9 protein-coding genes are annotated in these 16,388 nt (G+C 69.3%); 7 read left to right on the plus strand and 2 right to left on the minus strand.

From position 1 onward, the window contains the following. Positions 1–3 precede the first annotated feature (3 nt). Genes ASF61_RS15880 through ASF61_RS15905 form a run of 6 tightly spaced genes read left to right on the plus strand, consistent with a single transcriptional unit; the run spans position 4 to position 8,852 of the window. Positions 4–3,615 (plus strand): glycosyltransferase, encoded by a 3,612-nt coding sequence (locus tag ASF61_RS15880; RefSeq protein ID WP_056157599.1) that lies wholly within the window; start codon positions 4–6, stop codon positions 3,613–3,615. After that, positions 3,612–4,613, plus strand: coding sequence for a glycosyltransferase family 2 protein (locus ASF61_RS15885; protein ID WP_056157602.1), 1,002 nt, complete (start codon positions 3,612–3,614; stop codon positions 4,611–4,613). Before ASF61_RS15880 ends, ASF61_RS15885 begins: the two co-directional genes overlap by 4 nt. Further along, positions 4,606–5,064, plus strand: a complete 459-nt coding sequence (locus ASF61_RS15890; RefSeq protein WP_056157605.1) for a GtrA family protein — start codon at positions 4,606–4,608, stop codon at positions 5,062–5,064. Before ASF61_RS15885 ends, ASF61_RS15890 begins: the two co-directional genes overlap by 8 nt. Further along, on the plus strand, positions 5,061–5,948 hold the full coding sequence (locus ASF61_RS15895) for a GNAT family N-acetyltransferase (protein ID WP_056157608.1): 888 nt from the start codon (positions 5,061–5,063) through the stop codon (positions 5,946–5,948). The genes ASF61_RS15890 and ASF61_RS15895 overlap by 4 nt, the downstream gene beginning before the upstream one ends. Further along, positions 5,938–6,768 (plus strand): PIG-L deacetylase family protein, encoded by an 831-nt coding sequence (locus ASF61_RS15900; protein WP_056157611.1) that lies wholly within the window; start codon positions 5,938–5,940, stop codon positions 6,766–6,768. The genes ASF61_RS15895 and ASF61_RS15900 overlap by 11 nt, the downstream gene beginning before the upstream one ends. 11 nt (positions 6,769–6,779) lie before the next feature. Continuing rightward, a complete protein-coding gene (locus tag ASF61_RS15905; RefSeq protein ID WP_056157614.1) occupies positions 6,780–8,852 on the plus strand; it encodes a hypothetical protein in 2,073 nt (690 codons plus the stop codon). Between the two features lie 287 nt (positions 8,853–9,139). On the opposite strand, the gene ASF61_RS15910 is transcribed toward ASF61_RS15905, so the two are convergent. After that, a complete protein-coding gene (locus tag ASF61_RS15910) occupies positions 9,140–10,774 on the minus strand; it encodes a DEAD/DEAH box helicase (protein WP_229205876.1) in 1,635 nt (544 codons plus the stop codon). Positions 10,775–11,054: 280 nt separating this feature from the next. Here ASF61_RS15910 and ASF61_RS15915 point away from each other — a divergent pair, with 280 nt between their 5' ends. Next, positions 11,055–14,249, plus strand: a complete 3,195-nt coding sequence (locus ASF61_RS15915) for a ligand-binding sensor domain-containing diguanylate cyclase (RefSeq protein WP_229205877.1) — start codon at positions 11,055–11,057, stop codon at positions 14,247–14,249. On the opposite strand, the gene ASF61_RS15920 is transcribed toward ASF61_RS15915, so the two are convergent. Continuing rightward, positions 14,233–16,308 carry a TonB-dependent siderophore receptor gene (locus tag ASF61_RS15920; RefSeq protein ID WP_082491741.1) on the minus strand — a complete coding sequence of 692 codons (2,076 nt, stop codon included), beginning with the start codon at positions 16,306–16,308 and terminating at the stop codon, positions 14,233–14,235. The genes ASF61_RS15915 and ASF61_RS15920 overlap by 17 nt on opposite strands. Between the last annotated feature and the right edge of the window lie 80 nt (positions 16,309–16,388).

Genomic DNA, 16,388 nt, shown 5'->3' on the forward strand with positions numbered 1-16,388 from the left:
CGCATGCGACTCGCGATCGACCTCCAGGCGTGCCAGCACGGCGCCGCCGCCGACCCCGAAGCCACCGTGGCGCTGGTGCGCGCGCTGGTCACCGCAGCGCAGGCGGCCGGCCACACCGTGCTGCTGATGCTGTACCACGCCTGGCCCGCGCAGGCCGACGACCTGCGCCGCGCACCCGGCTGGCCGTCAGCGACAGCACCGGCCATACCGTCGGCCGCTGCCGCGCCGGGCCAGGTGCAGCTGCACGTGCTCGCTACCACGCGCGGCGGCGACGACTGGCGCCGTGGCGCCGCCGACCTGCTGCGCGCCACCGTGCTGCAGGACTGGCGCGCCGACCTGGTCTGGACCCCGGGATTGTTCGAGCGCGACAGCCCTCACGCGGTCACCGGAACAGGAACGGTGCCGGCCATCTACAGCTTGGGCAGCATGAGCAGCTTGCGCGGCATGGGCAGCATGGGCAGCATGGGCCGCCCGGACAGCGTGTCCGGCCCGGCCGCCAGGAACATGGCGCTGGCAGCATCCGAACGGCAGCACCAGGCGCTGGCCCGGGCCCGCCTGCTGACCGGGGCCGACGCCGCCACCGTCGCCGCCCTGCGGCTGGCGGCGCCGGGCGTCGAGGTGGTACAGGCGGCAAGCGGCGAGGCGATGCTGGCGGCGCTGACGGGGCTGATGGCTGCCGGCGGCAAGTCGGCTGTTGCCGCTCATATGGCGACTGTCGCTACCGTGCCTGCTGACAGCACAAACGCTTCCAGCGATATAGCGACTGCAACCGGCGCGGGAGCCGTGGGCGCCGGCGCTGCAGCAGTTGCCGCTGATACCGTGAGTGCTGGCGGTACGGCGTCTGCAACCAGTGCGGGAGCTGGCGGCGCTGGCGCTGCCGTCGATCGCGCAGCTGCGCGCGATGCAGCAACTGCCGCCGATACCGTGGCTACAGGCGGTGCGGCGTCTGCCACCGGTGCGGGCGCTGGCGGCGCCGGAGCTGCCGTCGATCCCGCGGCTGCTGGCGGTGCGGCGTCTGCCGCTGCAGGGCGTGCAGTCACCACAGCGGCCACGCACGTGCCGATCGCAGCGCGGCCCGCCCGGCCGTCGATGGCCTTCCTGTCGCCGCTGCCGCCGCAGCACTCGGGCATTGCCGACTACAGCGTCGAATTGCTGGCCCAGCTCGAACGGTACTATGACATCGAACTGATTGCCGATGATCCGGTCGATCCCGGCCTCGCCCGGCGCTACCCGGTGCGCGACTGCGCCTGGTTCGACCGCCATGCGGGCCGCTACGCGCGCGTGCTCTACCACTTCGGCAACCACAGCGTGCACCAGCACATGTTCGCGCTGCTGCGCCGCCATCCCGGCATCGTGGTGCTGCACGATTTTTTCCTCAGCGGTGCGCTCGACCAGATGGAGCGCAGCGGCCAGCCCCAGGTCTTTCTCGACGCGCTGTATGCATCGCACGGCCATACCGGCCTGCTGGCCCACCAGCGCCACGGGCGCCACGCGGCGATCTGGACCTACCCGTGCAACAGGCAGGTGCTCGAGCATGCCAGCGGCGTGATCGTCCACGCCGACTTTTCGCGGCGCCTGGCGCAGCAGTGGTATGGCGGCGACAGCGCACAGCTGTGGCAAACCGTGCCTCTGATCCGTGGTCTGCCGGCAGGACATGACGCCGACAGCGCCCGTGCCACGGCGCGCGCCGCGCTGGGCGTGGCCGACGATGTCTTCCTGGTATGCAGCTTCGGCATGATGGGTGTCACCAAGCGCAACGAGCTGCTGCTTGCAGCGTTTCTCGCCAGTCCGCTGGCGGCCGATCCGCGCTGCCAGCTGGTGTTTGTCGGTGCGCCCGATCCCGGCGACTACGGCCGCAGCATCGCGCAGGCGATCGCCGCAGCCGGGTCAGACACCGGTGCGCGCATCCGCATCACCGGCTTCGTCGCAGGCGACCAATACGCCCGATGGCTGGCAGCCGCCGACGCTGCCGTACAGCTGCGCAGCCGCACGCGCGGCGAGACCTCGGCCTCGGTGCTCGACTGCCTGCTGCATGGCGTGCCCACCGTGGTCAACGCCCACGGCGCCAATGCCGACCTGCCGGCCGACGTGCTGCTGCGATTGCCTGACGACTGCGATGCGGCGGCGCTGGCCGGTGCGCTGGCACAGCTGCACGGCCCGTCCGGCGCGGCCCTGCGCGCCGGCCTGGCAACGCGCGCGCGCGCCTACATGGCCGCCCACCATGCGCCGTCCCGGGTCGGGCCGCGCTTTCGCGACGCCATCGAGACCGCGACCGCATACAGCCCGGCCGTCCATTACGCGGCGCTGCTGGCCGCGCTGCAGGCACTGGGCCCGGCGCCGGCCGGCGCGCTGATGGAAACGGCCGAAGCGATCGCCGCCAACCGCCTGCCGCTGGCGCCGCGCCAGTTGTTCGTCGATATCTCGGCGCTGGTCGAGGCCGATCTGAAGACCGGCATCCAGCGCGTGGTGCGCGCCATCGTGCTGCGCCTGGTCGAGGCGCCGCCGCCCGGCTACCGGGTGGAGCCTGTGTACTGCAACGGCGGCAACCGTCCGTATCGCTACGCCCGGTCCTTCACCTTGCGCATGCTGGGCTGCCCGACCATGGCGCTCGAAGATGCGCCGCTCGAGGTGCGCGCCGGCGACCGCTTTCTCGGTCTCGACCTGTACACCAACGGCACCGCGCAAAACCGCGAGCGCCTGCAGGACATGCGCCGGCGCGGCGTGGACATCTATTTCGTCGTGTACGATCTGCTGCCGCTGCTCAAGCCGCAAGTGTTCCCGGTGGGGACCGACACTTATTTCTCCGCCTATCTCGACACCATCGCAGCCGTGGCCGATGGCGTGCTGTGCATCTCGCGCGCCGTGGCCGACGAGCTGCACGACTGGCTGGCAACGCGTCCCGGCCGCAGCCGCCGCGAGCCTTTGCCGCTCGGCTATTTCCACCTGGGCGCCGACCTCGACGCCAGCGCACCGACCACCGGCCTGCCCGCCAACGCCGGCGACCTGCTGGATGCCGTCGCAGCGCGGCCCAGCATGCTGCTGGTCGGCACACTGGAGCCGCGCAAGTGCCAGGACCAGGCGCTGGCCGCGGCCGAGTTGCTGTGGCGCCAGGGCGTGGACCTGAACCTGGTCATCGTGGGCAAGCAGGGCTGGATGGTGGACAAGCTGGTGCAGCAGCTGCAGAACCACGTTGAACGGGACCGCCGGCTGTTCTGGCTGACCGGGGCGTCCGACGACATGCTGAACCGGCTGTACCAGTCCTGCTCGGCGCTGCTGGCGCCATCGATCGGCGAGGGCTTCGGCCTGCCGCTGATCGAGGCCGCCCGGCACGGGTTGCCGATCATCGCGCGCGACCTGCCGGTGTTCCGCGAGGTCGGCGGCGCGCATGCGTATTACTTCAGCGGTACCGCTGCATCCGACCTGGCGGCAGCGCTGCAGCACTGGCTGACCCTGCACGCGGCCGGCGCCGCGCCACCGTCGTCGGCGCTGCCCTGGCTGAGCTGGCAAGCCAGCACCGAACAGCTGCTGCGCGTGCTCGACGGCGGGCACTGGTACCGCACCCTGGTCCCCGCCGCTGCGCGGGAACCGTCCACCTTGACGACAGGCGCCGCATGAATCCGCTTCCCGTTCCCTGCGCCGACGCCGACCGGATCGCGGTCGTGATTCCCTGCTACCGCGTGCGTCGCCACATCCTCGGCGTGCTGGCCGCGATCGGTCCCGAAGTGGCGCGCATCTACGTGGTCGACGATGCCTGCCCCGAACAGTCGGGCGCGCTGGTGCAGACCGCGTGCCACGACCGCCGCGTGGTGGTGCTGCACCACGCCGAGAACCGCGGTGTCGGTGGTGCCGTGCTCAGCGGCTACCGCGCGGCGCTGGCCGACGGCATGCGCATCCTGGTCAAGATCGACGGCGACGGCCAGATGGACCCGGCCCTGCTGCCGCATTTCGTGGCGCCCATCCTGAGCGGCGAAGCCGACTACACCAAGGGCAACCGCTTCTTCGACCTCGAGAAGATCCGCCGCATGCCGACCGTGCGCCTGTTCGGCAACGCGGTGCTGTCGCTGCTGACCAAGCTGTCGTCCGGCTACTGGGACGTGTTCGATCCCACCAACGGTTACACCGCGCTGCACGCGGACGCCGCCCGCCACCTGCCGTTCGACCGCATCAGCACCCGGTATTTTTTCGAATCGGACATGCTGTTTCGCCTCAACACGATCCAGGCAGTGGTGGTGGACGTGCCGATGGACGCGAGCTATGGCGACGAGGTGAGCAACCTGAAGGTCTCCACCATCGCCACCGAGTTCCTGCGCAAGCACGTGCGCAACCTCGGCAAGCGCCTGTTCTACAACTACTACCTGCGCAATATGTCGCTGGCGTCGCTGCAGCTGCCGCTGGGCGCCGTGCTGCTGCTGTTCGGCAGCGCCTACGGCGCCTGGCACTGGGTCCGCGCGGCGGAACAGGGTGTGGCGACGCCGGCCGGCACGGTGATGGTGTCGGCGCTGCCGGTCCTGATGGGCATGCAGCTGATCCTGGCGTTCCTGGCGTACGATATCGCCTCGGTGCCGCGCCGGGTACTCCACAAGCGGTCGCTGGCGCCGCTGCGCCATGACTAGCCGGACCGACCCGGCGCGCGCGTCCCCTCGGCGCCAGTTCCTGCTGTTCGTGGGCGGCGGCCTGCTGTGCGCCGCGCTCGACATCGGCGTGATGCAGGGCCTGCTGTCGGCCGGCCCCGGCGTGAGCGTAACGGCCGCCACCAGCGCCGGATTTGCGGCAGGATTGCTGCTCAATTATGCTTTTCATGCGCGCATTACCTTTGGCAGCGTGCCCAGCATGGGCCGCTTCCTGCGTTTTTTGTGCGTGGTCGTGCTCAACTACCTGCTCACCCTCGCGTGCGTGGGCGGCGCGCTGGCGCTCTACCACGCCGGCCTCGGTGCCGGTCTCCATGCCGGTCTCGGATCGGGCGCCGCCAGCGTTGCCACGGCAGCGCTGGCAGGCAAGCTGGTGGCGCTGCCGCTGGTGGCGTGCAACGGTTTTTTGCTCAGCAAATACTGGATCTTCCGATGACCACTTTCCTGCCGATCCGTACCGACGACGACGCCCTGGCCGGGTATGCGCGCCTGCTCGCGGCGTGTTTTCCGGGCACCCGAAAATTTACCGGCCCCTACCTGCAATGGCTGTACCGCGACAACCCGGACGGCGCCGCACTCGGGTTCGACGCCTGGGATGGCGACCAGCTGGCGGCGCACTACGTGTGCATCGCCGCGCGCGCCGTGATCGACGGCGCCGCAGTGCCGGTGCCGGTCCTGCTGTCGCTCAATACCGCCACCCACCCGGCGTACCAGGGCCGCGGCCTGTTTACCAGGCTTGCGGCGCTGACCTACGCGGCCGGGGCCGGCCGCGGCTGTCACGGCGTGTACGGCGTGGCCAATGCCCACAGCACGCCCGGCTTTGTGCGCAAGCTCGGCTTCCAGCTGGTGCGCCCGCTCGAAGCGCGCATCGGCTGCGGCCGCCTGCCGCCGCGCGCGCCTGGCGCGCTGTCGTTCGTCCGGCACTGGGACCAGGCCAGCCTGGCCTGGCGCGCCGCCTGTCCCGGCAAGCCGCTGGACGTGCGCCGTTGTGGCCCCGTGTGGCAATTCCGGGCGCCGGCCCTGCCGCTGGTGCATGCATATGCCGAACTGGCCGCCAGCCCGGAACCGGACTGGTCGTTGCCCGGGGTCGGCGGCGCGCGGTGGGGAGCAGCGCCGCTGCGGCTGTTCCTGGGCTTGCGCCCCGCCGCCGGCAGCGGCGGTGCGGTCGGCGTCCATGGCGTCTACGGCGCCTACCTGCGTATTCCGCAGCGGCTGCGGCCTTCGCCGCTGAACCTGATCTATCTGCCGCTGGCCGAGGGCTCAGTCCGGCTGGCGCCCGAAGCGATCGATTTTTCCTTTCTCGACTTCGATGCCTACTGAAACCACCGAGGCGGCGGACGCCGCCCTGTTCCTGTTCGCCCATCCCGACGACGAATTCGGCGTCTGGCAAACCATGCTCGACTGCATGGCGCGCGGGCTGCGCGTGCGCTGCGCCTATTTCACCACCAGCGCCACGGCCAGCCTGTCGGCGCGCCGCGCGGCCGAATCGCGCCGCGTGCTGGGCGCGCTGGGCGTGGCGCCCGACGACATCGTATTCCCCGGCGCCGAGCTGGCCATCCTCGACGCCAGCCTGCCGCACCGGCTGGCGCCGGCCGCAGCCTGGCTGGCGCAGTGGTGCCGCCAGGCCGGCACGCCACGGCTGTTGTGCGTGCCGGCGTGGGAAGGCGGCCACCAGGACCACGACGCGCTGCATGCGCTGGCTGTCGAGACGGCGCACGCCGCCGGCCTGCTGGCCTGCGTGCGCCAGTATGCGCTGTACCACAGCGCAGGCTTGCCGCCGCCGCTGTTCCGGGTGCTGCGGCCGCTGGCTGCCAACGGCGCGGTCGAACGCACGCGCATCCCGTGGCGCAACCGCCTGCGCTTTTGCCGTTACTGCGTGGCATACCCGTCGCAGCTGATGACCTGGATCGGCCTGTTTCCGTGCGTGCTGTGGCACTACCTGCGGCGCGGCGAGCAGACACTGCAAGCGGTCAGCATCGCGCGCACGCTGGAGCGTCCGCATGCCGGCGCGCTGTATTACGAACAGCGCAAATTCTTTACCTGGCCGCAGATGCAGCAGCTGCTGGCCAGCTGGCGCGCAAGCCGGCCTGGTGACGTTGAACGGCGCGACCATCCACCCGCCCCCCGGCCACCTCGATAACGGCGACAGCCATGACCGCAAACATTTGTCCCACACGGCCCCTGCTGCGCTACGCCTTTCCCGCTGCGGTGGCGCTGATCCTGCTGTTGCTGCTGGTACGCAACCATGGCCTCTACCCGGTGGTATTCCTCGACGAGTGGAGCTACAGCCGTTATGCGCGGCTGGCGCCGCTGTCCGAGGCGATCGTGCCGTCGTATCTGTACCTGGCCCTGTTTGGCGCCACCAATGCCTGCGGCACGGCCTTCCTCGAGTGCGCCCGGGTCGGCAACGCCGTGCTGTACGTGCTGGCCGCACCGTTCCTGTACCGCGTGGCCCTGCCGGTGACCGGCCGCCCGGCCGCCATCGTCGTGACGCTGACCGCGCTGCTCGGCGGCAGCAATACCTACACGGCCTACTTCATGCCCGAGGCCACGTATTTTCTCGGCTTCTGGGTGCTGAGCTGGATCATGCTGTCGGAGGTGGGCGGCACCGGCGTGCGCAGTGCCGTACTGGCCGGCGTCGTGCTGGGACTTATGAGTCTGGTAAAAGTGCATGCACTGTTCCTGCTGCCGGCCATCATGCTGTACGCGCTGTGGCGCAGCTGGCGCACCGGCCGGCCGGCGACCGGCGTGCTGGCGGCAGCAGCGATGGCCGCGACGACGCTGGTGCTGAAACTGGCGCTGGGCTGGCTGCTGGCCGGTGCGGCCGGGCTCGACCTGCTGGGCAGCATGTACGGCGGCCAGGCCCGGCAAAGCGCCGGCGGCGTGCTGGCGCGCCTGCTGCAGCCGGCGCTGTGGAACGCCTACGGTCATCTGATGGCGCTGGTGCTGCTGTGCGCCGTGCCGCTGCTGGCGCTGCTGACTGCGGCCGCCAGCGCGCAGGCGCGCGCCGCCGCCGGCCAGCCGGGCCGCAATGCGCTCGTGTACACGGTGCTCACGCTGGGCGCCACGCTGGGGTTGACCGTGCTGTACACGGCGTCGATCGCGCATGCCGGGCCGAACGAAGGCGCGCGCCTGCACCTGCGCTACTACGATTTCGTGTTTCCGCTGCTGGCCATGCTGGCCGCCTCGCCGCTGCTGGGCCATCGCGGCGACTGGCGCGTGCGCGCGGCGCTGGTGCTGCTGCTGGCGGCGCTGATCGTGGTGTCTGCGCTGACGCTGCGCCCCGCGTTCGTGTTGTCGTTCGTCGACGGCCCCGAGCTGGTCAACCTGGCCGAGCACAAGTCCCGTTTCCACCAGCTGGTGCTGCTGCAATTGCTGGTCATCGCTGCCTGGTGCTGGCGCCCGGCGCTGGGCCGGCTCGGCTTCGTCTGGCTGCTGCTGCCGGTCATGGCGCTGAACGCCAGCGTCATGTCCTACCGCACCTTGCAACTGGCTGCCGGCCCGGCCCAGCTGGCCGACCGCGTGGGCCGCGCCCTGCATGCACAGCTGAGCGACGCCGAGCGCGATCGCCTGCTGCTGATCGGCGACGATGCAGTGGCGCTGTTCCGGGCCCAGTTCCACGTCGACCGCCACGCCAGCCAGACCTTGTTGCTGGCGCCGGGCGAGGCAATCGATGCGGCCATGGTGCCGCCGGGGGTCGGGACGGTGGTGGTACTGGGCGACCACGCCTTGCCGCCGGAACTGGCGGCCCAGGTGGTCACCAGCGACTACCAGCTGACGCGGATCGGGCAAGCGCCCGCGCCGGCCCGGATCGTGGCCCGCACCCGCTTCGATGTGGCAGGGCGGACCGCTGCGCTAACGCGGGTGCAGGGACTGGCCGCTGCCGAGCCGTGGGGCGCCTGGTCCGATGGCGGCCAGGTCGTGCTGGAGTTTGCCCGCCCCTTCCCGCGCAAGATGATCTTGCATCTGACCGCGCAGGCGTACGGGCCCAATATCGGCGCGCCGTTCGTGCTGGCGGTGGGCGAGGTGCGGCGCACCATCACGCTGGCGGGCAGCGCGCGCGAACGCCTGGTGCAGTTCGATACCGACGGTCGCCAGCGCACCCTGACCATCGCCGTGCCGCACCCGGCCAGGCCGGCTGAAATCGACAACCGCAGCACGGACCTGCGCGCCCTGGGCATCGGCCTGATCGCCATCGGCATCGGCGAACCGACCGCGCCATAAGGCCGGCGGCGACGCCGGTGCGCGCCGGTTGCCCGGCTTGACTGCCAGAGCTGACCGCGCGGCAGTACAGCCGCAGGCTGCCGGTGCGGGCCACCGGAGTGGACTACGAGTGCGGGCTGTGAGTCAGGACTATGAGCGAGGACTACGAGTGAGGACTATGAGCGAGGACTATAGGTGCGGGCTATGAGTGCGGGCGGTGAGTGCCAGCGACGACTGCGCGCTATGACCTGCCGACAGGACATTGCGGGACAGCTGCCGTGACAACTGCCCGGTAGAGCCCCCGCATCTTACTTGGGCGTACCGCCGAGCAGGAACGCCAGTTTCTGCTTGGGCTTGCTGTTGCCGGGGGCGCCGGCAGTGGCGGTGGACGCTGGCGGCAGCGTGCTCTTGGCCGGTTCGTAGGGCTTGAGGAACCATGGATCGACCTTGTCGCGACGCGGCGCCATGCCCATGCTGCGCGGTGCGCGTTCGCCGGGGCGGCTGGCCGGGCCGCGGCTGCTGTCGTCGGGGCGGCGCGGACGGCGCTCGCCGCGCTCGCTGCGATCGTCGCTGCCCGCCGCAGCGTAGCCGGGGTTGAAGCCCTGAAGCTCGCCGCGCTTGATGGTTTGCTTGATCAGCTTTTCGATGTCGGCCAGCAGGCGCTCGTCCTTGTCGGAATAGATCGAGATGGCGTCGCCGGAAGCGCCGGCGCGGCCCGTGCGGCCGATGCGGTGGACATAGTCTTCGGCGTTGTACGGCAGGTCGTAGTTGATCACGCACGGCAGGTCGGAAATGTCGAGACCGCGGGCGGCCACGTCGGTGGCGACCAGGATGTCGGTCTCGCCCTTCTTGAACGCTTCGAGCGCGGCCATGCGTTCCTGCTGGGTCTTGTCGCCGTGGATGGCGACCGCCTTCATGCCTTCGCGCTCGAGTTCGCGCGCCAGGCGCGACGCGCCGATCTTGGTGTTGGAGAAAATGATGACCTGCTTGAGCTCGCGCTGGCGCAGGAGGTGGGCCGTCAACGCGTGCTTCTGGTTCTCCGCCACCTTGTACACGACCTGGGTCACCTTGTCGGCGGTCTGGTTGCTGCGCGCCACTTCGATGGTGATCGGGTTGCTCAGGAAGGTGTTGGCCAGCTTCTTGATTTCTGCCGAGAACGTGGCCGAGAACATCAGGTTCTGGCGCTGCTTGGGCAGCAGGTTGATGATGCGCTGCAAGTCAGGCAGGAAACCCATGTCCAGCATGCGGTCGGCCTCGTCCATGACCAGCATCTGCACCTGCGACAGGCTGATGTTTTTCTGTTCGATATGGTCGAGCAGGCGGCCCGGGGTGGCGATGACGATTTCCACGCCCGCCTTGAGCAGCGCCGTCTGCGGCTTCATGTCCATGCCGCCAAAGACCACGGTGGAACGCAGCGGCGTGTGTTTGGCGTACGCCTTGATGTTGTCGGCCACCTGCACCGCCAGCTCGCGCGTGGGGGTGAGGATCAGCGCGCGCACCGGGTGACGCGCCGGCGAGGTGCTGTGGCTGGCGTGGGCCAGCAGCATCTGGATGATGGGCAGCGAGAAGCTGGCGGTCTTGCCGGTGCCGGTCTGGGCCGCGCCCATGACATCGCGTCCCTGCAGCAGCACGGGAATGGCCTCGGCCTGGATCGGCGTCGGATGCGCATACCCCTGCTCGTCGAGCGCGCGCTGGATCAGCGGCGACAGGCCGAAGTCGGCAAAACGCACGCGCGCAGCCGGCGCGGCGCCAGGTGCGGGCGCTGCAGCAACCGCGCTTGCCGCGGCCGGCGCAGCGGGCACCGGCGACGGCGCCTCGGCAGCAGCGGCAGGCACGGCAAGTGCGGCCGGTGCAGCAGCGACGGCAGGAACGGCAACGGGAGCAGGTGCGGCAGGTGCGGACTGGGCGTCAACGGACGGGGTAGTAATCTCGGATTCGGACATAGTGTGTGGGCCGGCCCCGGAGGGACAAGCAGCTTTCTTCAATAAACAACAGAATCCGCACCGGGGAAAAGGGACGGGTGCGGGGGCGGCGCTCTCAACCACGGCAGGCAGCACCGTAAACTATACCCTAAAAAGCGACAATCGCGCCAAAGCAGCGGCTATTATCCCGAAACCATTGCCTCAATGACTAGTATAATGGCGGCCAAGCTATAAAAATGATAACCCAGCCTCGCGCTGGACCCTGCCGGACGGCGTTGACCGGCACACTGGAAAATCCACCATGTCCGCGCATTTATCGTCCGCGCTGCGCCCGTTCGCGGCGCTGCTGAACAGTCTCGTTGTGTCCCCGCTTTTGTCCTTCCTGCTGCGTCCGCTGATGTGCGCGCTGCTGTGCACGGCACCGGGTGTCGTCACGGTGGTGGCCGCTGCCTGGCCCGGCGCTGCCGAGGCGGCCACGCCGTCGCTGCGTTTCAAGAAGCTGGGCCCGCTGGGCGGCGACGAACCGTCGATGCTGGCGCTGATGCAGGACCGCAAAGGCTATGTCTGGGTCGGCACCCACACCAACGGCCTGTACCGCTACAACGGCTACCAGGCCGTGCGCTACGCCCACAACCCGGCCGACCCGCGCAGCCTGCCGCACGACCGCGTGGCCGCCATCTACGAAGATACCAAGGGCCGTATCTGGGCCGGCACCCAGAACGGCCTGGCGCGCTTCAACCCCGACACCAACGACTTCACCGTGATGGCGCCGGCCAGCGGCCCCAACAATCGCCGCATCATCAAGCGCATCGTTGCCGACGGCCGCAGCGGCATGTGGATCGCCAGCTGGGGCGGCTTGCAGCACTACGACCCGGACAGCGGCAAGTTCACCGTGTACGCCCACGACGACAAGGATCGCACCAGCCTGGCCAGCAACGACCTCAACGCGCTGGCGCTGGACGCGCGCGGCGGCGTCTGGGCCGCCACCTGGCCGGGCGGCCTCGATTACCTGGCGCCCGGCGCCACCGGCTTCGTCCACCACCAGGTCGATCCGTCGCCGCGCGCCGATGCGCGCGTCAACATCGTGCGGGCGCTGCAGTTCGACCGCGACGGCGCGCTGTGGATCGGCACCGAAACCGGCGTGGTGCGCTGGGACGGCCACAGCGACTGGAACACCCGCGTGGCCGTGCCCTCGCCCGCCAGCCGGATCACCGACTTCAACCTCGACAACAAGGGCGCGTTGTGGGCCACGACCCTGTCGGCCGGCCTGCTGCGCTGGGACCCGGCGCGCAATGCCTTCGACCAGTTCGTCCACGCGGCCGACGATCCGTACAGCCTGCCCGGCAACAACCTGCGCGCCGTGATGCAGGACCGGGGCGGCATGTTGTGGATCGCGTCGTTTACCGACGGCATCGCGCTCGCCAATCTCAGCAGCGAAGGGTTTACGCGTCATGTGCCGTTCCGCATCGACCAGCGCACGGCGCCGGCCAGCAATGCGCTGCTGAGCCTGGCGCCAGCGCCGAACGGCCAGCTCTGGATCGGCGGCAATTCCGGCATGAGCTTGTACGACCCCGGCGCCAGCGCCGTGGTCAGGACCTACCGCGCCGACGACCGCACGCCGGGCAAGCTGAGTCACTCGATCGTCTACACCATGTACCAGCAGGACGATGGCAAGGGCCCGTTGTGGCTGGGCACGTCGAACGGCCTCAATCGCCTCGACCGCGCGGACGGCAGCTTCCGGGCCATCCACTTCGGCAATACCGCCAGCGATTACATCAATTACATCGCGCCCGGCGCCGGCGGCGTGCTGTGGCTGGCCACCGGCAACAGTCTGATCCGGTACGATCCGCGCACCGACGCCCGCAAGATTTACTACAACGACCCGCACGACAGCCGCAGCCGCAGCGTCAACGGCGCCTCCACCGTGCTCGAGGACAGCAGCGGGCGGGTGTGGGTCGGCTCGGAATGGAATGGCGGCGGCCTGGACTGGCTCGATCCCGCCAGCGGCACCTTCCGTCATTTCCGCCACGACCAGGCCGACCGCGCCAGCATCAGCGACGACAACATCGTCAGCCTGCACCAGGACCCCAAGGGCCGGGTATGGATCGGCACCAGCAAAGGCCTGGACCTGGCCGTGTTCGAGGCCGACGGCAAGGTCCGCTTCGTGTCGTACGCGGCCGCCATGCGGGCCCAGAAAATCCTCGCCATCGAACACGACCGTGACGGCAGGATCTGGTGCAGCACGCTGGCCGGCCTGTTCCGCCTCGATCCCGACACCGGCAAGGTGGCGCTGTTTACCGCAGCCGACGGCCTGACCGAAGGTTTTACCGTCAATTCATCCGCGCGCGGCGCCGATGGCGTGCTGTATTTCGGCGGCGTGCATGGCATGACGGCGGTCGATCCGTCGCGCGTGCGCAGCCAGTCGGTGCCGCCGCAGGTGGCAATTACCGACATCACCGTGTTCAACCACTCGCTGCAAAACGGCAAGCCGCGCGCCGACGTGCGGGCCGAGGGACCGGTCACCGCGCCCACCGCGCTCACGCTGTCGTCGCAGGCCTCGGTCTTCTCGATCGAGTTCGCCGCGCTCCACTACACCGATCCGGCCCGCAACCGCTACGCCTACCAGCTGCAGGGGTTCGACCGCGACTGGGTGCAGACCGACGCCGCCCACCGCAGCGCCAGCTATACCAACCTCAATCCCGGCAACTACGTGTTCCGGGTCAAGGCGGCCAACCACCTGGGCGTGTGGAACGAGGAGCCGGCCACGCTGCGCATCACCATCACGCCGCCGTTCTGGAAGCGCTGGTGGTTCCGCATGGCGGTGGTCGGACTGGTGGTGTTTACGCTGGCGCTGCTGTACCGGATCCGCATCGACCGCCTGACGCGCCACCAGTCACAGCTGGAAAAACTGGTGGCGGCGCGCACGGCCGAGCTGGAGGCGTCGAACCGCAAGCTGGCAGCGCTGAGCACGACCGACGGCCTGACCGGCGTGGTCAACCGGCGCGGCTTCGACCTGGCGCTGGCGGCCGAATGGCGCCGCGCAGCACGCACCGGGCAGCCGGTCGCGCTGTCGATGCTGGACGTGGACTTCTTCAAGAAATACAACGACCATTACGGCCACCAGGCCGGCGACGCCGCCCTGCGCGCCGTGGCCGACCTGATCACCAGCCACGGCCGCCGCGCCACCGACATCGTGGCGCGCTACGGCGGCGAGGAATTCGCGCTGCTGGCGGCGGACACCGATGCCGGCAACGCCATCGACGCCGCGCAATCGATGTGCACGGCGCTGGCGCGGCGCCGGCTGCCGCACGAGCAGTCGCCGTTCGGCATGCTGACCATCAGCATCGGGGTGGCGGTGCTGGTGCCGGGCGACGACAACTCGCCCGAACTGCTGCTGGAAATGGCGGACCGGGCCTTGTACAAGGCCAAGGAACAGGGCCGCAACATGGCCGTGCTGGCCAGCGTGCCGCAGCCCGCGCTTACAGAGCGATCTTGAGCCTGGCGGCGATGCTGCGCTCGGCGCCGGGGATCACGTACAGGTTGGCCCACGACGCCGTGTAGTACGTGCGGTTGAACACGTTGTGCACGTCGAGCGAGAGCCTGAGGTGCTGGTTCAGCTGCCAGTAGCCGAGCAGGCGCGCCACCGTGTACGACGGCAGCGCATAGGTGTCGGCCGTATTGCCCGAGCGTTCGCCGACATGGTTGACGCCGGCGCCGACGCCGTAGCGGCTGCCGTCCGGCAGGCTGTCTTCGCGGATCGCCAGCAGGCCGGCGCTCACTTTCGGCACGTTCATCAGGCGCGTGCCGGCCGCCAGCGTGCGGTCGCGGGTCACGCGCGCATCGTCGTACGAGGCATTGCCGCTCAGGCGCCAGTGGCGGCCGATCTGCCCGGTCACGTCCGCCTCGACACCGCTGCTTTTCACTTCGCCAGCCGCCACCGAGAAGCCCGGCACGTCGCTGGCGGTCAGCACATTGGTCTTGGTGATGTCGTACACGGCCAGCGTGGCGCCCAGGCGCTGGTCGGCGCTCTGCAGTTTCCAGCCCGCTTCGTACGCGCGCGACTGCTGCGGATCGAAGGCATTGCCGTTGACATCGGTGCCGGTATTGCCGCGGAATGATTTTCCGGCCGACACGTACAGCGCACTCCAGCTGTTGGGCAGATAGGTGGCGCCAACGCGCGGCGACACGGCGCTCTGCTGGCGCGCCAGCGCGTTGCCGGCCACGCGGTTGACCAGGTCCTGGCTGTACTGGTCCCAGCGCACGCCGGCCAGCAGCTTCCACTGCTCCGACAGGCTGATCTGGTCCTGCGCGAACACGGCTTTGACGCGCTGGCGTTCGTCCGAGCTCGAGGTGCGCGCGATCAGCGGTCCCGGCGCGCTGCCATACACGGGCGCATAGATGTCGATCGGGGTGTTGGCCGAGCGCAGGATTTCCGTGTTCATCCACAGGCGCGACGCTTCGGCGCCGACCAGCAGCGTGTGTGCCACGGCGCTGGTGGCGAACTTGCCCTCGATCTCGCCGTTGGCCGAAACATCGCGCGACGGCAGCGTGCGCCAGGTGGCCTGGCGGTTCAGCGTGCGGTTGTCGGCCGCCAGCGACGTCGCTTCCGTGTACTCGCCCTCGAACGTGCTTTCCTTGTAGCTCGCGCCCAGGCGCGCGCGCCAGCCGGCGGCCAGCTCGCGGTCCAGCGTCAGCTGCTGGGTCTTGCTCGACAGGTGCATATTCCTGTCGGTCGGTTCGTTGAGGATGCGGTCGCGCGGCAGCAGGCCGAGCCGGCCGCGCACATTGATCACGCCGCGATCGAGCGGGGTGTCCGCCTTCAGGATTTCCGCTTCGTAGTTGAGCGTGGTGTGCGGGTCGATCAGCCAGGTCAGCGCCGGCGCCACCAGCATGCGCTTGTTGTGCAGCAGCGACGAGCGCGGATCGCCCTCTTCCGTCATCAGGTTCAGGCGGTAGGCCACCGTTGCACCGAGCGGACCGGTGGTATCGACCGTGGCGCGGCGCAGGCCGCGGTCGTTGACGCCCACCTCGGCCACGTGGCGCGCCGTGAATTTCGGCTTCTTGGTGACGATGTTGATGGTGCCGCCCGGCTCGCTGCTGCCATAGACCGCGCCGGCCGGTCCCTTGAGGAACTCGAAGCGCTCGACCGTGGCCGTGTCGCGCGGCGGGTTGTAGCCGCGCGCACCGGGAAAGCCGTTGACCAGGAAACCCATGTCGGTGCTGGAAAAACCGCGGATGCCGAAGTTGTCCCAGGTGCCGCCGAAATCGTTGAGGCGGGAAATGCCGCTGACGAAATCGACGGTGTCGGCCAGCCGCGTGGCGCCCAGGTCCTCGAGCTGCTCCTGGTTCATCACGCGCACCGACTGCGGCACTTCGCGGATCGGCGTATCGGTGCGGGTGGCGCCGCTGCTATGGCCGGGGTTGTATGCGGGACTGCGCTCGGCCACCACGTTGACCTGCTGCAGCGCGACTGCAGCATCGGTTTCCTGGGCGGTGGCAAAGGAGGAAGCGGACAGGAGGCCGAGGGCCAACCAGGGACTGACGGGACGTGACATGGTAATCCATAGTATTTTGATAGTTGCAGGATTATAATCGAGAATGATTATCATTTGCAATCAATCGCCATGGATGACCG

It is taken from the genome of Duganella sp. Leaf126, from assembly GCF_001423125.1.
Lineage (GTDB): Bacteria > Pseudomonadota > Gammaproteobacteria > Burkholderiales > Burkholderiaceae_D > Rugamonas.